The organism is Pseudomonas sp. 05N431, assembly GCF_056397005.1.
Genome location: NZ_JBFTMN010000004.1, coordinates 574,536 through 594,980 on the forward strand (window position 1 = coordinate 574,536; position 20,445 = coordinate 594,980).

Consider the following 20,445-nt stretch of genomic DNA (forward strand, 5'->3'; position numbering starts at 1 on the left):
AGGTGTCGATTTGATGAATAGCCAGACTGAAAAAACAGGCGCGTATTCCGAAATTTATGCACTCAAGAACGTCTGTCGAGGATTCGGCAAGGGTAAGGACGAGTTACAGGTACTCAGCGATGTCGATCTGACCCTGCGCGAAGGTGAAATCGTCGGCATGCTGGGTCGCTCCGGCTCCGGCAAATCGACACTGCTACGGATCATTGCCGGTCTGATCCTGCCCTCCTCAGGCGAGGTTCGCTATAACGGCTCGTTATTGACCGGACCTGCCGAAGGCGTGGCCATGGTCTTTCAGACCTTTGCCCTGTTTCCCTGGCTGACGGTTCTGGAAAACGTTGAAGCCGGTCTTCAGGCGTTGCAGGTCGAACCCAAGGCCGCGCGCAAGCGTGCACTGGCAGCGATCGACCTGATCGGCCTCGACGGATTCGAAAACGCGTACCCACGGGAGTTGTCGGGTGGCATGCGCCAGCGCGTAGGCTTTGCCCGGGCGCTGGTGGTCAATCCGACCTTGCTGCTGATGGACGAGCCGTTCTCGGCGCTGGACGTACTGACGGCAGAAACCCTGAGAACCGATTTGCTGGACCTGTGGAGCGGCGGTCAGTTGCCGATCAAGTCCATCCTGATCGTGACCCACAACATCGAAGAGGCGGTGTTGATGTGCGACCGCGTGTTGGTGTTGTCGTCGAACCCCGGCCGGGTCGTGGCACAAATCCGTGTGCCGTTCGCGCACCCGCGCAACCGTCTGGACCCGGCCTTTCGCAAAATGGTCGATGACATCTATGCACTGATGACCAACCGGCGCAGTGCCGACGCCAAAACCGGCAAGGCCGAACTGCAATTGGGCAGCCCGTTGCCAGAAGTGTCGACCAACTTGATGGCCGGTCTGATTTCTGCACTGGCGGCCGAGCCGTATTATGGGCAGGACAGCCTCTCCAATGTTGCCGAGCGCCTGTTGCTGGAGGTCGACGACCTGTTTCCGGTGGCGGAGATGCTCGAGCATCTGGGGTTTGCCGAACTCAAGGGCGCCGACATCAAGTTGACCGACGCGGGCAAGCTGTTCGATGAGTACGGTACTCAGGAACGCAAAACCATTTTTGCCGATCATCTGCTCAGGTATGTGCCGTTGGCCGCCCGTATTCGCCAAGTGTTGCAGGAACGACGCGGTCATTGGGCACCGCGTGTGCGTTTCGAGCAGGAGTTGGGAGACTCGCTCAGTGACACCGCGGTAGAAGAAACGCTGGAGAACGTGATCAGTTGGGGCCGGTATGCTGAAATATTCTCCTATGACGACAACACCGAAACCTTCAGTCTGGAAGATGTCGAAGGCAGTCTGTAACCGGCTGATTCAAGGCCGGATACGACGATGTAACAGGTAGCTCATGGACAGACTCCAGGAAATGCAGGTATTCGTCGCCGTGGCGCAAGAGCAGGGTTTCTCTGCGGCGGCGCGGCGCCTGGGGTTGTCGGCGGCCAGCGTGACGCGGGCGGTGGCGGCGCTGGAGGTGCGTATCGGCACTCAATTGCTCACACGCACCACGCGCAGCCTGCATTTGAGCGAGGCCGGTCAGCGTTATCTGGAGGACTGTCGACGCATTCTGGCGGACATTCAGGAAGCCGAGGCGTCAGCTGCCGGCAGTCACGCGCAGCCACGTGGGCAACTGACGATCACCGCGCCGGTGCTGTTCGGTGAATTGTTCGTCACGCCGGTGATGGTTGGCTACCTTGAGCAGTTTCCCGACATCAGTATCAACGCGTTGCTGGTCGACCGGGTGGTGAGCATGGTCGAGGAGGGCATCGACGTCGCCGTGCGCATCGGTGAACTGCCTGACAGCAATCAGCACGCCATTCTGGTGGGCGAGGTGCGGCGGGTTATCTGCGGGTCTCCCGATTATCTGAAGCGCTATGGCCGGCCTGTGCATCCCAATGATCTGGGCCGAGCGCAGATTGTTGCCACCTCGTCCATTGGGCAACAGCGAAACTGGCCCTTTGCCGAGGCCGGTGAGGTGTTGAGCATTCGCCCTGAACCGCGTCTGGTCGTCACGGCGAATCAGGCGGCAATCACGGCCGCGGCTCTGGGGCTTGGATTGACCCGGGTTCTTTCCTATCAGGTGGCCAGCAAGGTCGCCAGCGGTGAGCTGGAAATCGTCCTGCAAAACTTCGAATTGCCTCCGTTGCCCATCCATGTGGTGTACCAGGGTGGGCGCAAGGCGCCAGTGCGGGTACGCAGTTTCGTGGATTATGCGGTGAAGGCATTGCGTGAACATCCGGCATTGCGCGCCTGAGGCGTTATTGCGCTGGATGAAATGATCGATTGTGTTTTCTGGTTATTCTGTTGATTTGATGGCAGGTGGAAGATAGCGCCACTTAGTGCCGTTCTCTCCTGAACGGCGCAATCCAGCCGCGGAGTCGACTATGCACGCCATCAAACTCTACAACTTCCCACGTTCCGGCCACGCCCACCGTGTGGAGCTGATGCTGTCGTTGCTTGAGCTGCCAACCGAACTGATCTTCGTTGATCTGGCGAAAGGCGCGCACAAACAGCCAGACTTTCTTGCACTCAATGCCTTTGGCCAGGTCCCGGTGATCGACGACCAAGGTGTGGTGCTGGCCGATTCCAACGCGATTCTGGTGTACCTGGCGCAGAAATACGGCAAGGGCCGCTGGCTGCCCGCCGACCCGGTCGGCGCCGCCAGGGTTCAGCGCTGGCTGTCGATAGCGGCTGGGCCGATTGCCTTTGGCCCGGCCATTGCTCGGCTGATCACGGTGTTCGGTGCGCCTAACAACGCCGAAGAAGTGATCGCCCGTTCTCACAACCTGCTCAAGGTGATTGATCAGGAACTGAGCAAATCGACCTATCTTGCAGGTGATGAGCCGACCATCGCCGATGTTGCCGCCTACAGCTACATCGCCCATGCGCCGGAAGGCAACGTGTCGCTGGCCGACTATGCCAATGTGCGGGTCTGGCTGGCGCGGATCGAGGCCTTGCCCGGTTTTGTCGGCATGCCCCGCACCGTGGCCGGTTTGCAAACTGCCTGAAGCGCTTACGGCCCGGCGATGTCGGGCCGTTCACACTGCGCCGGGTGCGCAGGGGAGAACCGTGATGGAGCTTTCACCTTGGCATGCTGGCGAGAAACAGTTGCAGGCTCATGCAGGGGTTGCCGAGCGCATGGAAGCGCACGGGCGCAAGGTGATCCGCAAGCAAATGCCGGATCAGCATCGGCAGTTCTATAGGCAGTTGCCGTTCATGCTGTTCGGTGCCGTGGACGCCGACGGTAACCCTTGGGCGAGCATCCTCGAAGGCCAGCCGGGTTTCGCCCATTCCCCCGAACCTGCGCTGCTGCAAATCGACAGCCTGCCCACATTGGACGACCCGGCACAACTACACGCCGGGGCGGCGATTGGTTTGCTGGGGATCGAGTTACACACCAGGCGGCGCAACCGGATCAACGGCCGGGTCAGCACGATTGGTGCGCAAGGCCTGAGCGTCTCGGTCGAGCAGTCTTTCGGTAATTGCCCGCAGTACATTCAATTGCGGCAGTTCGAATCGGTGCCGCTGGCCGATCCGTCGACCCGCATCGCACAGCGTCTGAATTCGCTGGATGATGCGGCCACAGCGATGATTCGAGGGGCCGACACCTTCTTTGTCGCCAGTTATGTGGATGTGGATAACTCGCGTTCAGTGGATGTTTCTCACCGTGGCGGCCAGGCTGGCTTCGTTCAGGTTGAGGGCGACTGCCTGACCATCCCTGATTTTGCCGGCAATCTGCACTTCAATACCTTGGGCAACCTGCTGCTCAATCCGCGGGCGGGGTTGCTGTTTATCGATTTCACCTCGGGCGAGCTGCTGCAGGTCAGCGGTCGTACCGAAATCATTCTCGATGGCCCACAGGTTGAAGCCTTTCAAGGCGCCGAACGGCTGTGGAAGCTGCATGTGCAGCAGGTGGTTCGGCGGCCCGCAGCGTTGGCGTTACGTTGGCGTTTCGACGGGGTTTCGCCCAACAGTTTGATGACTGGCACCTGGGAGCAGGCTGCCGCCAGGTTGCAGGCAGCGGCATTGGGCGATCGCTGGCGGCCATTGCGGGTGTCCCGGATCGAGCGGGAAAGCCAGAGCATTCGTTCGATCTATCTGGAACCGGCTGACGGCGCCGGGTTACCGCTATTCCAGGCCGGGCAACACTTGCCTGTGCGTTTCACGCTTGATGGCCAGGTGCATATCCGTACTTACAGCCTGTCGAGTGCGCCCTCCGATGAGTTCTTCCGTATCAGCGTGAAGCGTGACGGATTGGTGTCTTCGCACCTGCACGAAGGGATTCGGGTTGGTGATCTGATTGAAGTCCGCGCACCGCAGGGGCATTTCACGGTAGCCGCCAATGAACAGCGACCACTGGTGCTGTTGGCGGCCGGGGTCGGCATCACGCCGTTGTTGTCGATGCTGCGTGAAGTGGTTTACCAAGGCCAGCGCACCCGACGTACCCGGCCGAGCTGGTTGTTTCAGAGTTCGCGCAGCCTGGCCGATCAACCGTTTCGGGCTGAGCTGGACCGTTTGCTGGACGGTACGGATGGCGCTGTGCGGGTCGTTCGACTGCTCAGCCAACCGGAACGCCAGACGGTGGAAGGCGAGGATTTTGACCTGACCGGGCGCATCGACCTCGCACTGCTTAAAACCATCCTGCTGGTGGAAGACTACGATCAGCTGGATTTTGTATTGTGTGGTCCGAGCAGTTTCACTCAAGGGCTGTACGACGATTTACGTGGGTTGGATATCCGCGATCAGCGGATTCACGCCGAAACCTTTGGTCCTTCGACGCTACGTCGGCAGCCGGATCCGGAGGCGGTAGTCATTGAGCAACCTCCTGCGGCCACCACCCCGGTCGCGGTGGTGTTTCAGCGCTCGGCCATTGATGCGCGCTGGCAGCCGGACGGCGGCAGTTTGCTGGAATTGGCGGAAAGTCAGGGTTTGCATCCAGAGTTCAGCTGCCGCGGTGGTTCCTGCGGCACCTGCAAGACCCGTTTGATCAGTGGTCAGGTGAATTATCCACAGTCCCCGGCGGAGTTACCCGGAGCGGGGGAAGTGCTGATTTGCTGTGCGGTTCCGGCTCAGGGTTCGCAGCCGCTGATACTTGATCTGTAATCATTGTGGGAGCGGGCTTGCTCGCGAAAGCGATTGATCATTCAACATTGATGTCGACTGACTCACCGCTTTCGCGAGCAAGCCCGCTCCCACCAAAGGCAGCTACGCATAAGACAGCGATTTCTCTTCCAGCAGCTCCTGATACAGCTCGGTCCATTTGCGCCCCATTTCGTCAGCGGTAAACAGCTGCCGGTAACGCGCTTCAGCCTTCACGCCCATTTCCGCCGCACGGACAGGGTTTTCCCACAGCGTGCGCATGGCTTCGCGAAACGCCTGTGGATGACTCGGAGGCACCACCAGCCCGGTTTCTCCGTGAATATTGATGTAACTGGTGCCGGTGCCGATTTCGCTGGAGATCATTGGTTTGCCGTACATCGCCCCTTCGAGCAGCGAGATGCCAAACGCTTCGGAGCGCAGGTGTGACGGAAACACAATCGCGTAGCTCAGTTGCAGCAGCGCGACTTTGTCTTCGTCGTCCAGGCGCCCGAGGAAATGCAAATTGCGCAGCCCCAGCGTTGCGGCCTGGGCATGCAGCTCATTCTCCAGTGGTCCGGCACCGACAATCACCACCGGGTAATCGACGTCTTTGAGCGCCTCAAGCAGGATGTGCAGGCCTTTGTAATAGCGCATGACACCCACAAACAGGAAAAATCGCTCACCCAGGCGTTCGCGCCAATGGGCCATACGTTCGGTGTCAGGTTTTGGATAAGAGTATTTATTCAGGCCGTAGGGAATGACCCGGGTTTTGTCCGAGAAGTTTTTCAGGACGTCACTGGTATGCAGGTAGTTTGGTGACGCCGCGACAATCCGGTCAGCGCTGGCAAGAAAGCGCATCATCAACGGCCGGTAGAGTTTGAGCAGATGCTTTTGCCGGATGATGTCCGAGTGGTACGTCACTACGCAGGGTTTGTTCATGCCGCTGAGGAAATGCACCACATCCATGAACGGCCAGGGAAAGTGATAGTTGACCACGTCGGCTTCTGCGGCCAGTTCCCGAAACTGCTTGAAGACGCTGTAGGAAAAACCGGTAGATGCGAATTGCACATCGAGTTTGGCGCGATGGACCTCGTGCTGATAAAACGGGATGACAGCAGGTGTCGGGTTGGAGCTTAACGTCAGAACCTTGCTCTGAATGCCATGTGCTGCGCCGCTTTCGCATAGCTCAAACATGACATGTTCGATACCTCCGACGGTTTCTGACAAATACGTTTTGTAAAAATGAAGAACACGCATTCAACCTCCCAAAGCCTGGCGGTAGGCACGAACTGTCAGATTCGCGCAGCGTTCCCAGGAGAAAAGCTTCGCCCGTTGCAATCCCGCTTCTTGGCATACCTGTCGATGTGTTTCATCGTCGGCCAAACGACGCATGGCTTCACACAAACCGTGTACATCATCAGGTTCAATATAATTGCCCGCGGTGCCCGCAACTTCGGGCATGGCCGAGCGTCGGGTCAATATCACGGGTGTGCCGCTGGCCATGGCCTCTAGAACCGGCAGGCCAAAACCTTCATAAACAGAGGGGAAAACCAGTGCCCGGGCGCCAGCTACCAATTGTGCGACCTGCTCATCAGGCAGGTACCCCAACAGGCGGATATGACCAGTTGCCAGGGCCTTGTGCAGTTCATCATCGAGTTGGTCACCCTTCCACCCGGCCATGCCAATTACCAGCAACGGAAAACACTGGCGCTGTGCCGGCGACAGTTGCGCGTGAGCACGCAATGCCAGCGACAGGTTCTTGCGCGGCTCAAGAGTACCGACGCACAGAAAGTACCCCTGTGGCTGCACGCCGTGAGGTTGCAACGACTGCTGCAAGGATTCGTTCGAACGTGGATGAAAACGCGCTGCAGCCCCCAGTGGGGCAACCACGAAACGCTCGGGTCCGAGGCCGAAATAGCGCTGGGCTTCGTCGGCGATAAACTGTGAGTCGGTCAGGATCAGGCGTGCCTGTCGCACGCCTTGGCTCAGTCGACGTTCAATCTCCCGTAACCGCGCTGCCGGTTGGGTAGACGGGTAATGCAAATGGGTCAGGTCGTGCAGGGTGATGATGGTCGGGCCTTTGAATACCAAGGGCCACAGACTCGGTTCGTGGTAGAGGTCGATGGCCGTCGAGCGTCCTCGGTCGAAGCGCCGTTGCTCTAGCCAGCGTCGCGCCTGATAGGCGCCGGGGATCTGCCGCAGCAATGGAGTCAGTCGTGAGTAGCCGGGCATTGCTGCTGCCGGTAGCGACGAACTCCAGCCCCAGCCGTGGAACAATGACAGTTCCAGGTCCGGCTCATGGGTCAGGGCGTTGACCAGTTCGGCCAGATAGTGGCCGATTCCGGTTCGGGGTGCCTGCAGAATTCGTGCGTTAAGGGCAATCTGCATGCTGCCTCTCAACGGCTACCGGGGTCTTCTTCAGGTTGCGCAAGACTCGCTCGACCAATTGCGCACTGGCCTCGCGCCAGCCAAGCCAGCGCCATTCGCTCACCTTGCGCGCGGCCGGGAAGGTCCCGGTGTTTTCCATGTGGGTGACCAGATCGACCAGGCTTTGCGGGGCCGCGAGATCGAAATAGGCCATGAACTCACCGCCAATCTCGCGGAACACCGGAATGTCGCTGCCCATCGCCGGCAGGCCGCGCTGCATTGCTTCAACCAGTGGCAGGCCGAAACCTTCGACGTACGAGGGGAATACCAGCGATGTGGCGTTGTTGTACGCGTACTCCAGGCTCTTGTCGGAGAGGGTGTTGAACATGAACAAACGCGCATTGAGCTGCGGGTGTTTACGAATCCGCTCAATCAGCGCCTCACACTTCCAGCCAATGCGCCCGGCAATGCACAGACGCGCTCGGGAGCCTTTGGCCCAGGCCAGTTCGAACGCATCGAGCAGATAGTCGTGGTTCTTGCGTGGCTCGATGGTGCTGACCATCAGGAACACCGGGTCCTTGCTCTTGAACATCTGCAGAAGGTCTGCGTCTACCTTCGATGCGTCATCGCACAAGTCCAGTTCACTGCCCAGGTGGAAATAATCGAACCAGCGTTGTCTGACGCGCTCGGCTCCGACCCGGCGCAGCATTTCATCGCGGACCTGGTCGCGGATGGTCGTGGAAATGGCGACGTAGCCATCAGCGGTGCGGGCGATCCAGTCGAACCAGTCATTGAACACCTTGACGAGTCCGGCGTCGCAATACTGCGGATGGGTCAGCGGAATCAGGTCGTAGATCACCGAAACGATACCCACGCCGTCACGTTTGAGCTGTTCGGCCAAGGGGAAAAAATCCGCATGCCAGGAAGAATCCAGCAGCACCAGTTGATCACCCGGTTGGTGTTGCAGCGGCGTGCAACGGGTCGGGATTTCCTGGTTCTTCAGACAGCGATCGAGAATTCGCAAGGGAATGCTCAAGCAGGCGAAGGCAAAGAGTCGGCAACCGATGTACAGCATGCGACGGGCAAACAGCGATTGGCGGAACGGCCGGCGGCGTTCAAGGGTTCGCTGGCGCAACCAGAAGTTGTTGGCGACTTGCTCCAGTCGTACGCGCAGGCTCATCAGGTCCAGCTTCGGTGTCGGCAGGGGAGCGAGGCTTGTCACTCGATACAGTGCGCCGTTGAGCATCACCACCGGAATGCATTCTACCGACGGGTCTTTTTTCGGTAACTCGCGGATGACATTGCGCACTACGCGCTGAATTCCGGAGTTGGCCTGGGGGTGCTCGAATACATAGGTGCACTCGACCAGTAACCGCGTCATGGTGCTGTCTCCGCAGTGATGGGTTCTACAGGGGGGGCTGATGAGCGAGTAATGCTGGTTTGCGCCTCAAGCCAGGAACAGCCGACGAAGTCTTCCTGACGGTTGTTGATGACATGGAACACCAGGCCGTAATCGCGCCATTCGAAGTTGCGGTCCAGGTGCGAGTCCAGGCGCGACAGGCTCAGGGCGACGGAATAGTTGCCTTTGCCCAGACGCATGGGAAAGGCAAAGCGGTAGGTCACCCGTTCGCCGGCGCTCAGGTCGGTCAACGCCTGTTCGAGCCGATGAGTGTTGATGCCATACATCGCCTGGCCCAGACGATCCTTGATCAGGAAACCCAGCACCAGTCGTTCGATGTCCTGGCGGACGTCAACCTGCACCTCCAGCACCATCGGCTGGCCGACTTCGGCCACTTCTACCGAGCGCTGGCGCTGATCCAGCAGGCGCACGCTATGGATGGTTGCTTCGCCGGTGCCGGAGATGGTTTGCACCTGGCCATTGGCGAGCATTTCCTGACGCACGATCTGGCCTTCGCGTTCGGCGAGCATGGCGTTGTAGTAGTCCATCACCTCCTCCGGCTTGCCGTGCATGGCCATGCGGCCCTTTTCCAGGAGGATCGCGGTGTCGCAGATCGACTGAATCGCCGAGCGGTCGTGAGACACGATCAGCAAAGTAGTCCCGGCCCGACGGAAGCTGCGGATGCGTTCGAAACTCTTGTGCTGGAAGTAAGCGTCACCGACTGACAGCGCTTCGTCGACGATCAGGATGTCCGGCCGCCGCGCCGTAGCGACACTGAACGCCAGCCGCATCTGCATGCCACTGGAGTAGGTGCGCACCGGGTGGTCGATGGCTTCGCCAATTTCGGCAAACCCTTCGATTTCCGGCATCAGTGCTTCGATTTCTTCAACCTGCATCCCCAACAACTGACCGGCCATGAAAGCGTTCTGGCGCCCGGTAAAATCGGGGTGAAAGCCCATGCCCAACTCAAGCAACGCGGCGACGCGCCCGTGCAGATGGATCTGCCCGCAGGTGGGCTGGGTGGTGCCGGTGATCATCTTCAGCAACGTACTTTTGCCGGCGCCGTTGACCCCGACAATGCCGACCGCTTCACCCGGCTGGATTTCAAAATCGACACCTTGCAGGACCCAGTGCGAGTGATGACGGGGGCGGGAAAACGGCACCAGCCATTCGAACAGCCGGCTCCAGCGGTTTGGATACTGTTTATAGGCCTTGCCCAGGCCACTGACGCGTATATGTCCCATCAGAGCTCGTCCACCATTTCACCGACACGCTGGCGGAAAAGCCGCAGCCCCATCGCGCAGAACAGCACACCAATCACCAACAGCGGAGTCAGCGAGCTCCAGGCTGGCCATTGGTTGTAGAGAAACAGATTCTGATAGCTATGCATCAAGGCGGTCATGGGGTTGAGCCCCAGCAGCCGTTGAACGGGCTCGGGAAGGATCGACATCGGGTAGACGATCGGTGTCAGCCAGAACCAGAACTGCAGGCAAATCCCGAAGAACTGTCCGACATCGCGGAAGAACACGTTCAGCACCCCGAGAATCATCCCCAGCCCGGCGCAGAAGATCACCTGGAGCATCAGCAGCGGCACCAGTGCCAGCAACGCCATGCCGGGCAAGCGCCCGGAGATCAGCAAAAAGCCCAGGAACAAGGCAAGGATGATCGCGAAGTTGATCCCCGCGTTAAGCAGTACGATCACCGGCAGGCAGACCCGCGGGAAGCTGATTTTCTTCAGCAGATTGGCGTTTTCCAGGAACATGCTCTGGCTGCGCAGGGTGATCTCGGAGAACAGCCCCCAGGTCAGCAGACCGGCGCAGAGGTACACGCTGTAGGCCAGCCCGTCTTCCACGCCGGGCAGCCGGGCGCGCATGATCTGGGAAAAAATGACCGTGTAGACGACGATCATCGACAGCGGGTTGAGTACGGTCCAGAGTGCACCGAACAGCGAATTGCGATAACGCGACTGGAACTCTCGCTTGACGCTACCGAGGATGAAACCCCGGTAGCTCCACAGCGAGCGATACAAGTTGAGCAACATTCAGACCGTCCTGCCGTACTGATCTTCGAAGCGGACGATATCGTCCTCTCCCAGATACTCACCGCTTTGAACTTCAATGATCACCAGATCGATCACCCCCGGGTTTTCCAGACGATGCTTGTGCCCGGCGGCAATGAAGGTGGACTCGTTTTTGGCCACCAGATGCGACCCCGAACCGTTGTTGGTGACCTTGGCCATGCCTTCGACCACCACCCAGTGTTCGTTGCGGTGGTGATGCATTTGCAGCGACAGCTTGGCGCCCGGTTTGACCACGATGCGTTTGATCTTGAAGCGCGGGCCTTCCTCCAGCACGGTGTAAGTGCCCCATGGCCGGCTGACGGTGCGGTGCAGGCGATAGCTTTCGTGCTCTTTCTCTTTGAGCTGCTTGACCACCTTGCGCACGTCTTGTGCACGGTCGGCGTGAGCTACGAGCACGGCGTCGGCGGTGTCGATGACGATCAGGTTATCCACGCCCACGGTCGCGACCATGCGGCCATCGCTTTGGACGAAGTTGTTGTGGCTATCAATGAACAACGCATCGCCGCTGGCGCGGTTGTTCTGCGCGTCGGCCGCAACCAGGGCGCTGACAGCCCCCCATGAACCGATGTCGCTCCAGTCGAAACCGGCGGGCACTACCACCACCTTGTCAGAGCGCTCCATCAAGGCATAGTCGATAGAGATATCGGTCATCTCGGCGAAATGTGTCGCTGACAATTCCTGTTGCAGGCAACCACCGGTCTCGACCGTGGCACTGGCCGCCAGGCACGCGTCGGCTTGTTCCAGCAGTTGCGGGGCGTGGCGCTGCAACTCCGCCAGCAAGGTTCCGACCGAGAAGCAGAACATGCCCGAGTTCCACAGGAAGTTGCCGCTTTCCAGGTAATGCGTAGCGGTTTTCAGGTCGGGTTTTTCGACGAAGCGTGCGACCCTGGCCGCGCCTTGCTCGTCCAGGGGCTCACCCCGTTCGATGTAACCAAAACCGGTCTCCGGCGCCGTCGGGATCACGCCAAAGGTCACCAGATGCCCGGCCTCGGCCAGTTTCACGGCGTGTTTGACGGCGGTCTTGAAGGCGTCTTCGTTCTGGATCAGATGGTCAGCCGGCATCACCACCAGAATCGCTTCGTTGCCGTGCAACGTCTGCAGCGACAGGGCGGCGGCGGCGATGGCCGGCGCGGTATTGCGGCCTACCGGTTCCAGCACGAAGTGGCCGCGGTGATGACCCAGATGGGCGTCCTGATAGTGATCCTTGCTTTGAAAGTAGTAGTCACGGTTGGTCACCGTGACGATATCGCCGTGTGCGCCGAGGAGTCCGGCCGCGCGCTGATAGGTCTTGCCCAACAGTGTCTGGCCATCGGGTAAGGTCATGAACGGCTTGGGATGACCTTCACGCGAAACCGGCCACAGCCTTGTCCCGGCACCACCGGAAAGAATCACGGGAATCAGCATGGCCTACTCCTTGGCGACGCGCTTCATGTCCGCATCCATCATCATGCGGATCAGGGTCTGCAAATCTGTTTTTGGCTCCCAGCCCAACAACCGTTTCGCCTTGGCCGGATTACCCAGCAGCACGTCGACTTCGGCTGGGCGGAAAAACGCTGGATCGATCTTCACGAAATCACGGTAATCGAGGCCGACGTGTTCGAAGGCGATCTGGCACATCTCGCGCACCGTGGTCGTCACGCCCGTGGCGACCACGAAGTCATCGGCCTTGTCCTGTTGCAGCATCAGCCACATGGCTTCGACGTAGTCGCCGGCGAAGCCCCAGTCGCGTTTGGCGTCGATGTTGCCCAGGCGCAATTCCTGTTGTTTACCCTGTTTGATACGTGCCGCGGCATCGGTGACTTTGCGGGTCACGAACTCGATTCCGCGCAGCGGTGATTCGTGGTTGAACAAGATGCCGCTGCTGGCATGCAGGTTGAAGCTTTCGCGGTAGTTCACGGTGATCCAGTGGCCGTAGAGCTTGGCCACGCCGTAAGGGCTGCGCGGATAGAACGGAGTGTTTTCGTCCTGCCGCTCGGCCTGGATCAGGCCAAACATTTCACTGGTCGAAGCCTGGTAGAAACGGGTGTGCGGGCTGAACTGACGGATCGCTTCAAGCAGGTGGGTCACGCCCAGCCCGTCGACGATCCCGGTAGTCACAGGCTGGTCCCAGGACGCGGCGACAAAGCTTTGCGCTGCCAGGTTATAGACTTCGTCGGGTGCCGACTTGATCACCGCGCGCTGCACCGAACAGGCGTCTGCCATGTCGCCGTCCAGATAGACGATGTCACCCTCGACGCCCATTTCGCGCAGACGCCAGCGCGAGTCGCTGCTGCGCCGCGCCACCAGACCGTGGACTTTATAGCCCTTGTCGAGCAGCAGTTTGGCGAGGTAGGCGCCGTCTTGTCCGGTGATCCCTGTGATCAATGCACTTTTTGTCATTCTTGTCGTACCCGTGACTCCCAGTCGGACAGGATCGCCCGCAGGGATTGTTGTGTTGTAAGTTCAGGCGCCCATCCTGTGGTCTGGTGCAGCTTGGCATGGCTGCCACAGACGCGACGCTGTTCTGCGCGGCGAAGGCGCGCAGGGTCTTGAATCAGTTGCATATCGACCTGGGCCAGATCCGCCAGTTGCTCGATCAGGGCGCGGACGCTCTGCTCGACACCGGAGCAGATGTTGTAGACCTGCCCGGGCGCACCGCGTTCAAGCAATGCCAGGTAGGCGGAGACGACATCGCTGACATCGAGAAAATCGCGCGTCACATCAATGTCACCCACCTCCAGTTCAGGCGTTTGCAGGCCGTGCTTGATCCGGCAAATTTGCCGGGCGGCGCTGGCGATGACAAAGCTGTCCAACTGTCCGGCACCGATGTGGTTAAAGGGGCGTGCGACCAGTACCGGCCAGCCTTCGGTCATGCCCCATTGCAGGCACAGCATTTCCGCCGAAAGCTTGCTCACGGCATAGGGGTTGCGCGGGCAGGGCGGCTGGTGCTCGTCGATTGGCAAGGCGCTTTCGCTGACCTGTCCGTAGACATCGCCGGAGCTGACATACAGAAAGGTGCCCTTGAAGCCTCGGGCCTTGAGGGCTTGCAGCAGGTTCAGGGTACCCAGCAGGTTGACCTGAAAAGTCTTCGCCGGGTCACGAAAGGCTTCGGGGACAAAGGTTTGCCCGGCCAGGTGAATCACGGCATCAGGCAGTTGCGGCCACAGGCCATCGAGACTCTTGGGTTCGCAAAGATCATAACGGGATGGGACGGGCGACAATTCCCACCCCGAGTCGTCTGTGTTTAGACGGGATTGGATGTGACGTCCTACGAATCCGCTGAGACCCGTAACGAACAGACGCTTTTTCAAACAGGGCCCCCTCAATGAGCAAACTTCGACAACCCCAGTCTTTGCTGGGTAAACCGGAAAGCACCACCTGCTTTCTCGGACATTTCAGGTCTGCGAAGTTGTTGTTGTAGTTGTTTGGTAGCCAATCTGTGCCAATTGCGCAGCAATTTCAACAGGTCCCACCGTGACCGGTCAGTTCTCGTTTTCGTAGCCCGATTTATTCTCGCCGGACGGTTCACGAATCCCCAACGGATGTGTTTAGAATGCCCCTCATCACGATTGCCCAGCGATCAGCATGGCGGTAATCCGACCAGGCGAAGCTGACCACTAAAACAAGAACGCAGGCGGGCATGCAGACGATGGGCGGGCACCGGTATTCCGGCTCGACCTGTGGCGCTACCGTCATAAGAATGAGGCTGCCGGGACGGCGGTTTCATCGTGGGATGCCATGAATTTCATTCTTTACTCAGACGTGAACGACCGCTCGATCAGCCAGAGCCTCGGCCGTCCCGAATACAGTTACTACTTCGTCCTCAAGGCCTATCGCCCGGTCCTTGAACGTCTTGGGCAGGTCCACGTGGTTGAAGCGACCACCGAGATCGATCCGCTGTATCGGCAGCTTCAGCTCAATGGCGAAGAATGCCTGTTCCTGTCGTTTACGCCCCCCCACAAAACCCCGGCCAACCTGCAATGCCCGACAGTCTGCGTGGTTGCCTGGGAATTCGATTCGATCCCGAATGAGCAATGGGATAACGACCCGCAGCAGGACTGGAGTCGCACACTGGCACGTCATGGGCGGGTGATTACCTTGTCCAGTCATACCGCGCAGGCGGTACGTAGAGCGTTGGGCGAGGACTTCCCGGTACTGGTTCTGCCGACTCCGCTATGGGAAACCTTCGCCGAGGTTCGCAACCAGTTCACGAATGTTCCGATCAACCCGGGTACGACGTTGCAGACCAGGGGTTGCATCATCGACAGTCGCGTTTTGGGCCTTTCGGCTGACGGGCTGATTGCACCGATCGTCACTGAGCCAGAACCTGAATCGGCGCAGCCGCCAGCGCCAGCAGAACCCGAAATAGTTAACGAGGCGCCCCCTCTGACCTGGCGTCGGCGTATGTTCATCGTCAAGCATTACCTGCGGCAGACCTATCGTGAAGCCTTTCGCGATCTGCTACCCGAACGCCTGCGTACGCTGATCGCCAGTCTGCGACCCGAGCGTCCGGTGATGGCAGAGCCTGTGGTGGACGCGGCAGTCGAAGTACTGCCCGAAATGCCGCCCGCTGAAGATCCACATCCACAAGCCAGCTTTCCCGATACCACAGCGTTGGTCGAAACCCGGGTCGATGGGGTGATTTACGTCAGCGTTTTCAACCCGGATGACGGGCGCAAGAACTGGCACCAACTGATTACCGCGTTCTGCTGGGCCATGCGTGACGTCGAAGACGCCACGCTGGTGCTGAAAATGACCCAGAGTGACCTGTCTGCCTACTACGTCGAAATGCTGACCCTGCTGTCGCAACTGTCGCCCTTTGCATGTCGCGTGGTCGTCATGCATGGCTATCTGGATGACCAGCAGTTTGCCCGGTTGTATGGAGCCGCCAGTTTCTACGTCAATGCCTCGCGCTGCGAAGGGCTGTGCCTGCCACTGATGGAGTTCATGGCGTGCGCAAAACCGGTGATCGCACCGGCGCATACCGCAATGCAGGATTACATCGACGACCGCGTGGCCTTCATCGTCGAGTCCAGTCAGGAACCGGCCGTCTGGCCGCAGGACACGCGCATCCTGTTTCGCACCTTGCGCCATCGACCCGACTGGGGCTCGCTGAAAACCGCCTATCAAAACAGTTACCGGATGGCCAAAGAGCAGCCGGCCAGCTATCAGGCGATGTCCGTGGCGGCGAGCGAACGCATGCGCGATTACTGCAGTTTCGCGGCGGTGCAAAAACGCCTGACGGGTTTTTTCGAATTAGCCCAGGTAACTGAGCCTACGCCGGTATCGACTGCCGCCGTGGCGGGTACGGCATCATGTTGATCATCATTCATTCGGAAACCAACAAGAGCAACATCGTGCAGAACCTCGGCCGCCCCGAGTACAGCTACTACTTTGTGCTCAAGGAATTCCGCCCGGTGCTGGAGCGATTGGGGCAGGTCGTCGAGGTCAGCAATCCCGACGAACTGGTCGACCGTTTGTATTTCGATTGCCAAAGCCGTGGCGAGGACTGTGTATTCCTGTCCTTCTCGCCCCCCCATCGCACCTCGATACATTACGCCTGTCCGACTATTCCGGTGTTCGCCTGGGAGTTCAGTACCATCCCCACCGAAAGCTGGCAGGGCGAGCCACGGCATGACTGGCGTCTGGTGCTGGGCGTATCGGGTGCGGCGATTACCCATTCCAGTTTCACGGTAAACGCCGTGCGTGACGTGATGGGGCCGGACTACCCGATCAGCGCGATCCCGGCACCGGTCTGGGACCGCTTTGCCGGGCGGGGCCGGGGTTTGAGTAAAAAGCCCCAGGCCGAACAGGTGAAACTCAACCTGCGGGGCCTGTTGATCGACAGTCGTGAACTGGACCTGCGGCCTTACGGACCCGAGGCGCTGCGCGAAGGTGAGGCGGTGGTGTTCGATGGGCCGGTGCGTGATTGCGAACTGCTGCTCGATGGTGTGATCTATACCTCGGTCTTCAACCCTTACGATGGCCGCAAAAACTGGCAGGACATGCTCAGCGCGTTTTGCACCACGTTCCGCAATACGCCCGATGCGACACTGGTACTGAAACTGACGCACCACGATATTGCCGATGCGCTGAACGACATGTTGCATCACCTCTACAAGAACCAGTCGTACCGCTGCCGCATTGTGCTGATTCACGGCTTCCTTGCCGATGCCGATTATGAGCGTCTGGTCGAAGCCACCAGTTATGTGGTCAACAGCTCGTTTGGCGAAGGTCAGTGCTTGCCGCTGATGGAGTTCATGTCCTGTGGAAAACCAGCCGTTGCCCCCTGTAACACGGCAATGGCGGACTACATTGACCGCGACAACACCTTCATTGTCGACTCGACGGACGAGCTGACGGCCTGGCCCCACGATCCGCGTGCGGCCTATCGAACCCTGCGTTACATCACCAACTGGGATTCGCTGTGTGCGGCGTACCAGGCCAGTTACGACGTGGCGAAGGCGGATGACGAGCGTTATGCGCGAATGTCCGCCCATGCCGTGAACAGTCTGGAGAAATTCTGCAGCCAGGCCAGTACTGAGCAACGTCTGGAGAGCTTTTTCGCGCAGCTATTGCAACGCACCAAGGCGCTCGCCGCGGAAACCGCTCAAGCATGATTCGCGGGCTGCTCAGGTGGTTGCGCCCGACACCTGCTCCCACACCTGTGGCTGCCCCGGTAAGTCCGGTATCGCCCAGGGATGTGGGATTGCACGACGCCGTGCTCGACGGCTGGTTTCTAGGTGACAGCGGTGAGTTGCTCAAGGGTTTCGCCATCACGGCGGACGACACGTTGCTGGACGTCGGTTGCGGTGAAGGTGTGGCGACGTTGTTTGCGGTGCGGCAGGGTGCCTCGGTGATTTTCACCGACAGCGAACACGACAAGGTGCGTGACCTGGTCCGGCAAGTGGACGCCCAGTCGGACAAACCGAGCCTGGGGCTGGTCAGCAACAGCCTGCCGTTGCCCCTGGCCGATGGCTGTGCGAGCAAAGTCGTGTGTATGGAAGTGCTCGAACACATCGATCAGCCCGAGCCGTTCATGGCCGAGCTGGTGCGCATGGGACGTCCCGGGGCGTTGTACCTGCTGAGTGTGCCGGCGCCAGTGGGTGAGCATTTGCAGCAGGGCATCGCACCGGCCAGCTATTTCCAGTCACCCAACCACGTACAGATCTTTACCCCGGAACGCTTTGCCGCGTTGATTGAAGACGCTGGGCTGGTGATCGAGCATCGTCAGGCCACAGGCTTTTTCTGGGTCATGGGCATGATCTTCTTCTGGGCCAGTGAACGGGCGGGCGGACGCGATCCCGGGGGGGCTGTGCGCGACCGGATTCAGGCGCCATACCCGCCACTGATGGAGAGTTGGGCGCGAACCTGGCAAGACCTGCTGGCGCAACCCAACGGGCTGGCGATCAAGCAGATGCTCGATCAATTCATGCCCAAGAGCCAGGTGATCATTGCCCGCAAACCGGTGGCTGCCGATGCAACGCCTGGGAGGACGGCATGAGCAGCAAACGGATCATGGACATCGAGTTGTTGCGCGGCATTGCGGTGCTCGGGGTGTTGTTTCATCACCTGCAAGGCAGTCTGTTCACCGACACGGTGCCCCTGCTGCAAACCATCACGGCGTTTGGCCAACCCTGGTGGGGCGTCGATCTGTTTTTCGCCATCTCGGGTTTTGTCATCGCTCGCAGCCTGATACCAGCGTTGCAAGGCTGCAGCACGCGTCAGGAATACTGGCAGCAGACGCGCAACTTCTGGCTGCGCCGAGCCTTTCGACTGTTGCCGTCGGCGTGGCTGTGGCTGGCGCTGATGTTGCTGGCCTGTGTGTTTCTCAACCGCTCCGGGGCCTTCGGCACACTGCACGCCAATATGCAGGCGACCTTGGCGGGGATCGCGCAATACGCCAATTTTCGCTTCGCCGACAGCTTCTACCGCTACGAGTACGGCACCAGTTTCGTTTACTGGAGCCTGTCGCTGGAGGAGCAGTTCTACCTGTTGTTTCCGCTGCTGATTCTGGTCTGTCGCAAGCATCTGGTCTGGGCTTTGCTGGCATTGGTCGCCGTGCAGTTGCTGACGTTGCGCACACCGATCCTGATGGTGGTGCGAACCGACGCACTGGCCCTCGGCGTGCTGTTGGCCATGTGGAGTGCACGACCTGGGTATGTGTGCTGGGAACCAAGGTTTTTGCGTCGGTCCTGGGCCGGAGTATCAGTGCTACTTGCCGTTGCGGTGATGCTAAGTGTGCTGGCCACCGATCGCTTCACGTTCACCGACTATCGAATCGGCGCGATTGCCGTGCTCAGTGCGGTGCTGGTCTGGGTGGCGTCCTACGACCGTGATTACTTGATGCCTCGGGGACTGCTGAAGAGTCTGATGACCTGGATCGGCAGCCGCTCCTACGGTATTTACCTGATTCATATCCCGGCCTACTCGCTGGTCCGCGAATTCATCTTCCGCTTGCAGGCGGTTGATCTGCCCAATCCGGCCGGGCATCCAGTCCTGACCCTGCTGATGGCCGGCGGGGTGATCGTCTTGTTGAGTGAGCTCAATTACCGCTGCATCGAAATCCCCATGCGTAATCGCGGCGCCGCGCTGGTGCAACGCCTGGGCACGTCCCGAACCGCCGTCCCATCCTCTGGAGTGACCTCATGCTAAGCCTTTTGAAGAAACTCACGGCGGGTGCGCCCGTCCCCGCACCCGTGCAGCCAGAGGCACCGGCGGCCAAAATCGATCCGTACATGCTGGGCTTGCACGATGCGATCCTCAGCGGCTGGTTCAACCAGCAAACCGGCGAGCTGTTCACCGGTTTCCCGGTGACCGCCGAGGACACGCTGCTCGACGTCGGCTGCGGTGACGGGGGTAACGTGCATTTCTGCGCCACGCGCGGCGCGAAGATCATCATTGCCGATATCGACGCGGCCAAGGTCGAGGCGACCCGTCAGCGTCTCAGTGACACCATCGCACCCAGCGTCGAGTGCCACGTCACAGACTGCAATCCGCTGCCGATTGCCGATGCAACCGCCACCCGGGTGGTCTCCACCGAGGTCATTGAACACGTCGACGATCCGGCACAGTTCCTCGCCGAACTGGTGCGTGTGGGTAAGCCTGGCGCGCTGTATTTGCTCAGCGTCCCGCACCCCAGTTCCGAAGACCTGCAAAAAGACATCGCCGCCCCCGAGTATTTCCAGAAGCCCAACCACATCCGGATCATCAGCGAAGAGCAGTTCAAGCAGATGGTCAGCGATGCCGGTCTCGAACTGATCAGCCACAGCCAGTACGGCTTCTACTGGTCGATGTGGATGCTGTTGTTCTGGGAAGCCAAGGTCGATTTCAGCAACGCCGATCATCCATTGCTCAATCACTGGGCCGAGACCTGGCAAGCCGTACTGGACTCACCGCGCGGGGCGCAAATCAAGCAGGCGCTGGACGCAGTTGTGGCGAAAAGTCAGGTGATCATTGCCCGTAAGCCGTTGACTGCGTAGGCTAACCTGCTGAGCAACAAGGGCCCTGAGA

17 protein-coding genes are annotated in these 20,445 nt (G+C 59.7%); 9 read left to right on the forward strand and 8 right to left on the reverse strand.

Annotation, left to right across the window (positions count from 1 at the left end; all coding sequences use genetic code 11):
* Nucleotides 1-13 precede the first annotated feature (13 nt).
* The 4 genes from AC1DIG_RS10275 (at nucleotide 14) to AC1DIG_RS10290 (ending at nucleotide 5,131) form a co-directional block, all read left to right on the forward strand.
* Nucleotides 14-1,336, forward strand: a complete 1,323-nt coding sequence (locus tag AC1DIG_RS10275; RefSeq protein WP_477767210.1) for an ABC transporter ATP-binding protein — start codon at nucleotides 14-16, stop codon at nucleotides 1,334-1,336.
* A gap of 43 nt (nucleotides 1,337-1,379) precedes the next feature.
* Complete coding sequence (locus AC1DIG_RS10280) at nucleotides 1,380-2,282, forward strand: LysR family transcriptional regulator (protein ID WP_477767211.1); 903 nt, start codon at nucleotides 1,380-1,382, stop codon at nucleotides 2,280-2,282.
* A gap of 130 nt (nucleotides 2,283-2,412) precedes the next feature.
* Entirely contained in the window at nucleotides 2,413-3,036 is a 624-nt protein-coding gene (locus tag AC1DIG_RS10285; RefSeq protein WP_477767212.1) for a glutathione S-transferase family protein, read from the forward strand.
* A 64-nt stretch (nucleotides 3,037-3,100) separates the two neighbouring features.
* Nucleotides 3,101-5,131 (forward strand): 2Fe-2S iron-sulfur cluster-binding protein, encoded by a 2,031-nt coding sequence (locus AC1DIG_RS10290; RefSeq protein WP_477767213.1) that lies wholly within the window; start codon nucleotides 3,101-3,103, stop codon nucleotides 5,129-5,131.
* Nucleotides 5,132-5,233: 102 nt separating this feature from the next.
* Here the strand turns inward: AC1DIG_RS10290 and AC1DIG_RS10295 are convergent, their stop codons facing one another.
* From AC1DIG_RS10295 to AC1DIG_RS10330, 8 genes are read right to left on the reverse strand one after another with little or no spacing between them, the layout of a single operon-like run.
* Entirely contained in the window at nucleotides 5,234-6,364 is a 1,131-nt protein-coding gene (locus tag AC1DIG_RS10295) for a glycosyltransferase family 4 protein (RefSeq protein WP_477767214.1), read from the reverse strand.
* A complete protein-coding gene (locus AC1DIG_RS10300) occupies nucleotides 6,365-7,495 on the reverse strand; it encodes a glycosyltransferase family 4 protein (RefSeq protein ID WP_477767215.1) in 1,131 nt (376 codons plus the stop codon).
* Nucleotides 7,479-8,855, reverse strand: coding sequence for a glycosyltransferase family 4 protein (locus AC1DIG_RS10305; protein ID WP_477767216.1), 1,377 nt, complete (start codon nucleotides 8,853-8,855; stop codon nucleotides 7,479-7,481). Before AC1DIG_RS10305 ends, AC1DIG_RS10300 begins: the two co-directional genes overlap by 17 nt.
* Nucleotides 8,852-10,117 (reverse strand): ABC transporter ATP-binding protein, encoded by a 1,266-nt coding sequence (locus AC1DIG_RS10310; protein ID WP_477767217.1) that lies wholly within the window; start codon nucleotides 10,115-10,117, stop codon nucleotides 8,852-8,854. The genes AC1DIG_RS10305 and AC1DIG_RS10310 overlap by 4 nt, the downstream gene beginning before the upstream one ends.
* Nucleotides 10,117-10,914, reverse strand: coding sequence for an ABC transporter permease (locus AC1DIG_RS10315; RefSeq protein WP_477767218.1), 798 nt, complete (start codon nucleotides 10,912-10,914; stop codon nucleotides 10,117-10,119). The genes AC1DIG_RS10310 and AC1DIG_RS10315 overlap by 1 nt, the downstream gene beginning before the upstream one ends.
* Nucleotides 10,915-12,357 carry a mannose-1-phosphate guanylyltransferase/mannose-6-phosphate isomerase gene (locus AC1DIG_RS10320; RefSeq protein WP_477767219.1) on the reverse strand — a complete coding sequence of 481 codons (1,443 nt, stop codon included), beginning with the start codon at nucleotides 12,355-12,357 and terminating at the stop codon, nucleotides 10,915-10,917.
* Between the two features lie 3 nt (nucleotides 12,358-12,360).
* A complete protein-coding gene (gmd, locus tag AC1DIG_RS10325) occupies nucleotides 12,361-13,332 on the reverse strand; it encodes a GDP-mannose 4,6-dehydratase (protein WP_477767220.1) in 972 nt (323 codons plus the stop codon).
* Complete coding sequence (locus AC1DIG_RS10330; RefSeq protein WP_477767221.1) at nucleotides 13,329-14,243, reverse strand: GDP-mannose 4,6-dehydratase; 915 nt, start codon at nucleotides 14,241-14,243, stop codon at nucleotides 13,329-13,331. The genes gmd and AC1DIG_RS10330 overlap by 4 nt, the downstream gene beginning before the upstream one ends.
* Nucleotides 14,244-14,670: 427 nt before the next feature.
* Here AC1DIG_RS10330 and AC1DIG_RS10335 point away from each other — a divergent pair, with 427 nt between their 5' ends.
* From AC1DIG_RS10335 to AC1DIG_RS10355, 5 genes are read left to right on the forward strand one after another with little or no spacing between them, the layout of a single operon-like run.
* Nucleotides 14,671-16,254 carry a glycosyltransferase gene (locus AC1DIG_RS10335; protein WP_477767222.1) on the forward strand — a complete coding sequence of 528 codons (1,584 nt, stop codon included), beginning with the start codon at nucleotides 14,671-14,673 and terminating at the stop codon, nucleotides 16,252-16,254.
* Nucleotides 16,248-17,552, forward strand: coding sequence for a glycosyltransferase (locus tag AC1DIG_RS10340; RefSeq protein WP_477767223.1), 1,305 nt, complete (start codon nucleotides 16,248-16,250; stop codon nucleotides 17,550-17,552). The genes AC1DIG_RS10335 and AC1DIG_RS10340 overlap by 7 nt, the downstream gene beginning before the upstream one ends.
* On the forward strand, nucleotides 17,549-18,436 hold the full coding sequence (locus tag AC1DIG_RS10345; RefSeq protein WP_477767224.1) for a class I SAM-dependent methyltransferase: 888 nt from the start codon (nucleotides 17,549-17,551) through the stop codon (nucleotides 18,434-18,436). The genes AC1DIG_RS10340 and AC1DIG_RS10345 overlap by 4 nt, the downstream gene beginning before the upstream one ends.
* Nucleotides 18,433-19,587, forward strand: coding sequence for an acyltransferase family protein (locus AC1DIG_RS10350; RefSeq protein WP_477767225.1), 1,155 nt, complete (start codon nucleotides 18,433-18,435; stop codon nucleotides 19,585-19,587). The genes AC1DIG_RS10345 and AC1DIG_RS10350 overlap by 4 nt, the downstream gene beginning before the upstream one ends.
* Complete coding sequence (locus tag AC1DIG_RS10355; protein WP_477767226.1) at nucleotides 19,581-20,414, forward strand: class I SAM-dependent methyltransferase; 834 nt, start codon at nucleotides 19,581-19,583, stop codon at nucleotides 20,412-20,414. The genes AC1DIG_RS10350 and AC1DIG_RS10355 overlap by 7 nt, the downstream gene beginning before the upstream one ends.
* Nucleotides 20,415-20,445: the final 31 nt, after the last annotated feature.

Bases quoted from the DNA above. Each gene is read 5' to 3' on its own strand.
- AC1DIG_RS10340 (WP_477767223.1), top strand. From the start codon at position 16,248: ATGTTGATCATCATTCATTCGGAAACCAACAAGAGCAACATCGTGCAG.
- AC1DIG_RS10280 (WP_477767211.1), top strand. From the start codon at position 1,380: ATGGACAGACTCCAGGAAATGCAGGTATTCGTCGCCGTGGCGCAAGAG.
- AC1DIG_RS10315 (WP_477767218.1), bottom strand. From the start codon at position 10,914: ATGTTGCTCAACTTGTATCGCTCGCTGTGGAGCTACCGGGGTTTCATC.
- AC1DIG_RS10295 (WP_477767214.1), bottom strand. From the start codon at position 6,364: ATGCGTGTTCTTCATTTTTACAAAACGTATTTGTCAGAAACCGTCGGA.
- AC1DIG_RS10350 (WP_477767225.1), top strand. From the start codon at position 18,433: ATGAGCAGCAAACGGATCATGGACATCGAGTTGTTGCGCGGCATTGCG.
- AC1DIG_RS10355 (WP_477767226.1), top strand. From the start codon at position 19,581: ATGCTAAGCCTTTTGAAGAAACTCACGGCGGGTGCGCCCGTCCCCGCA.
- gmd (WP_477767220.1), bottom strand. From the start codon at position 13,332: ATGACAAAAAGTGCATTGATCACAGGGATCACCGGACAAGACGGCGCC.
- AC1DIG_RS10275 (WP_477767210.1), top strand. From the start codon at position 14: ATGAATAGCCAGACTGAAAAAACAGGCGCGTATTCCGAAATTTATGCA.
- AC1DIG_RS10285 (WP_477767212.1), top strand. From the start codon at position 2,413: ATGCACGCCATCAAACTCTACAACTTCCCACGTTCCGGCCACGCCCAC.
- AC1DIG_RS10305 (WP_477767216.1), bottom strand. From the start codon at position 8,855: ATGACGCGGTTACTGGTCGAGTGCACCTATGTATTCGAGCACCCCCAG.
- AC1DIG_RS10320 (WP_477767219.1), bottom strand. From the start codon at position 12,357: ATGCTGATTCCCGTGATTCTTTCCGGTGGTGCCGGGACAAGGCTGTGG.
- AC1DIG_RS10290 (WP_477767213.1), top strand. From the start codon at position 3,101: ATGGAGCTTTCACCTTGGCATGCTGGCGAGAAACAGTTGCAGGCTCAT.
- AC1DIG_RS10345 (WP_477767224.1), top strand. From the start codon at position 17,549: ATGATTCGCGGGCTGCTCAGGTGGTTGCGCCCGACACCTGCTCCCACA.
- AC1DIG_RS10300 (WP_477767215.1), bottom strand. From the start codon at position 7,495: ATGCAGATTGCCCTTAACGCACGAATTCTGCAGGCACCCCGAACCGGA.
- AC1DIG_RS10335 (WP_477767222.1), top strand. From the start codon at position 14,671: ATGAATTTCATTCTTTACTCAGACGTGAACGACCGCTCGATCAGCCAG.
- AC1DIG_RS10310 (WP_477767217.1), bottom strand. From the start codon at position 10,117: ATGGGACATATACGCGTCAGTGGCCTGGGCAAGGCCTATAAACAGTAT.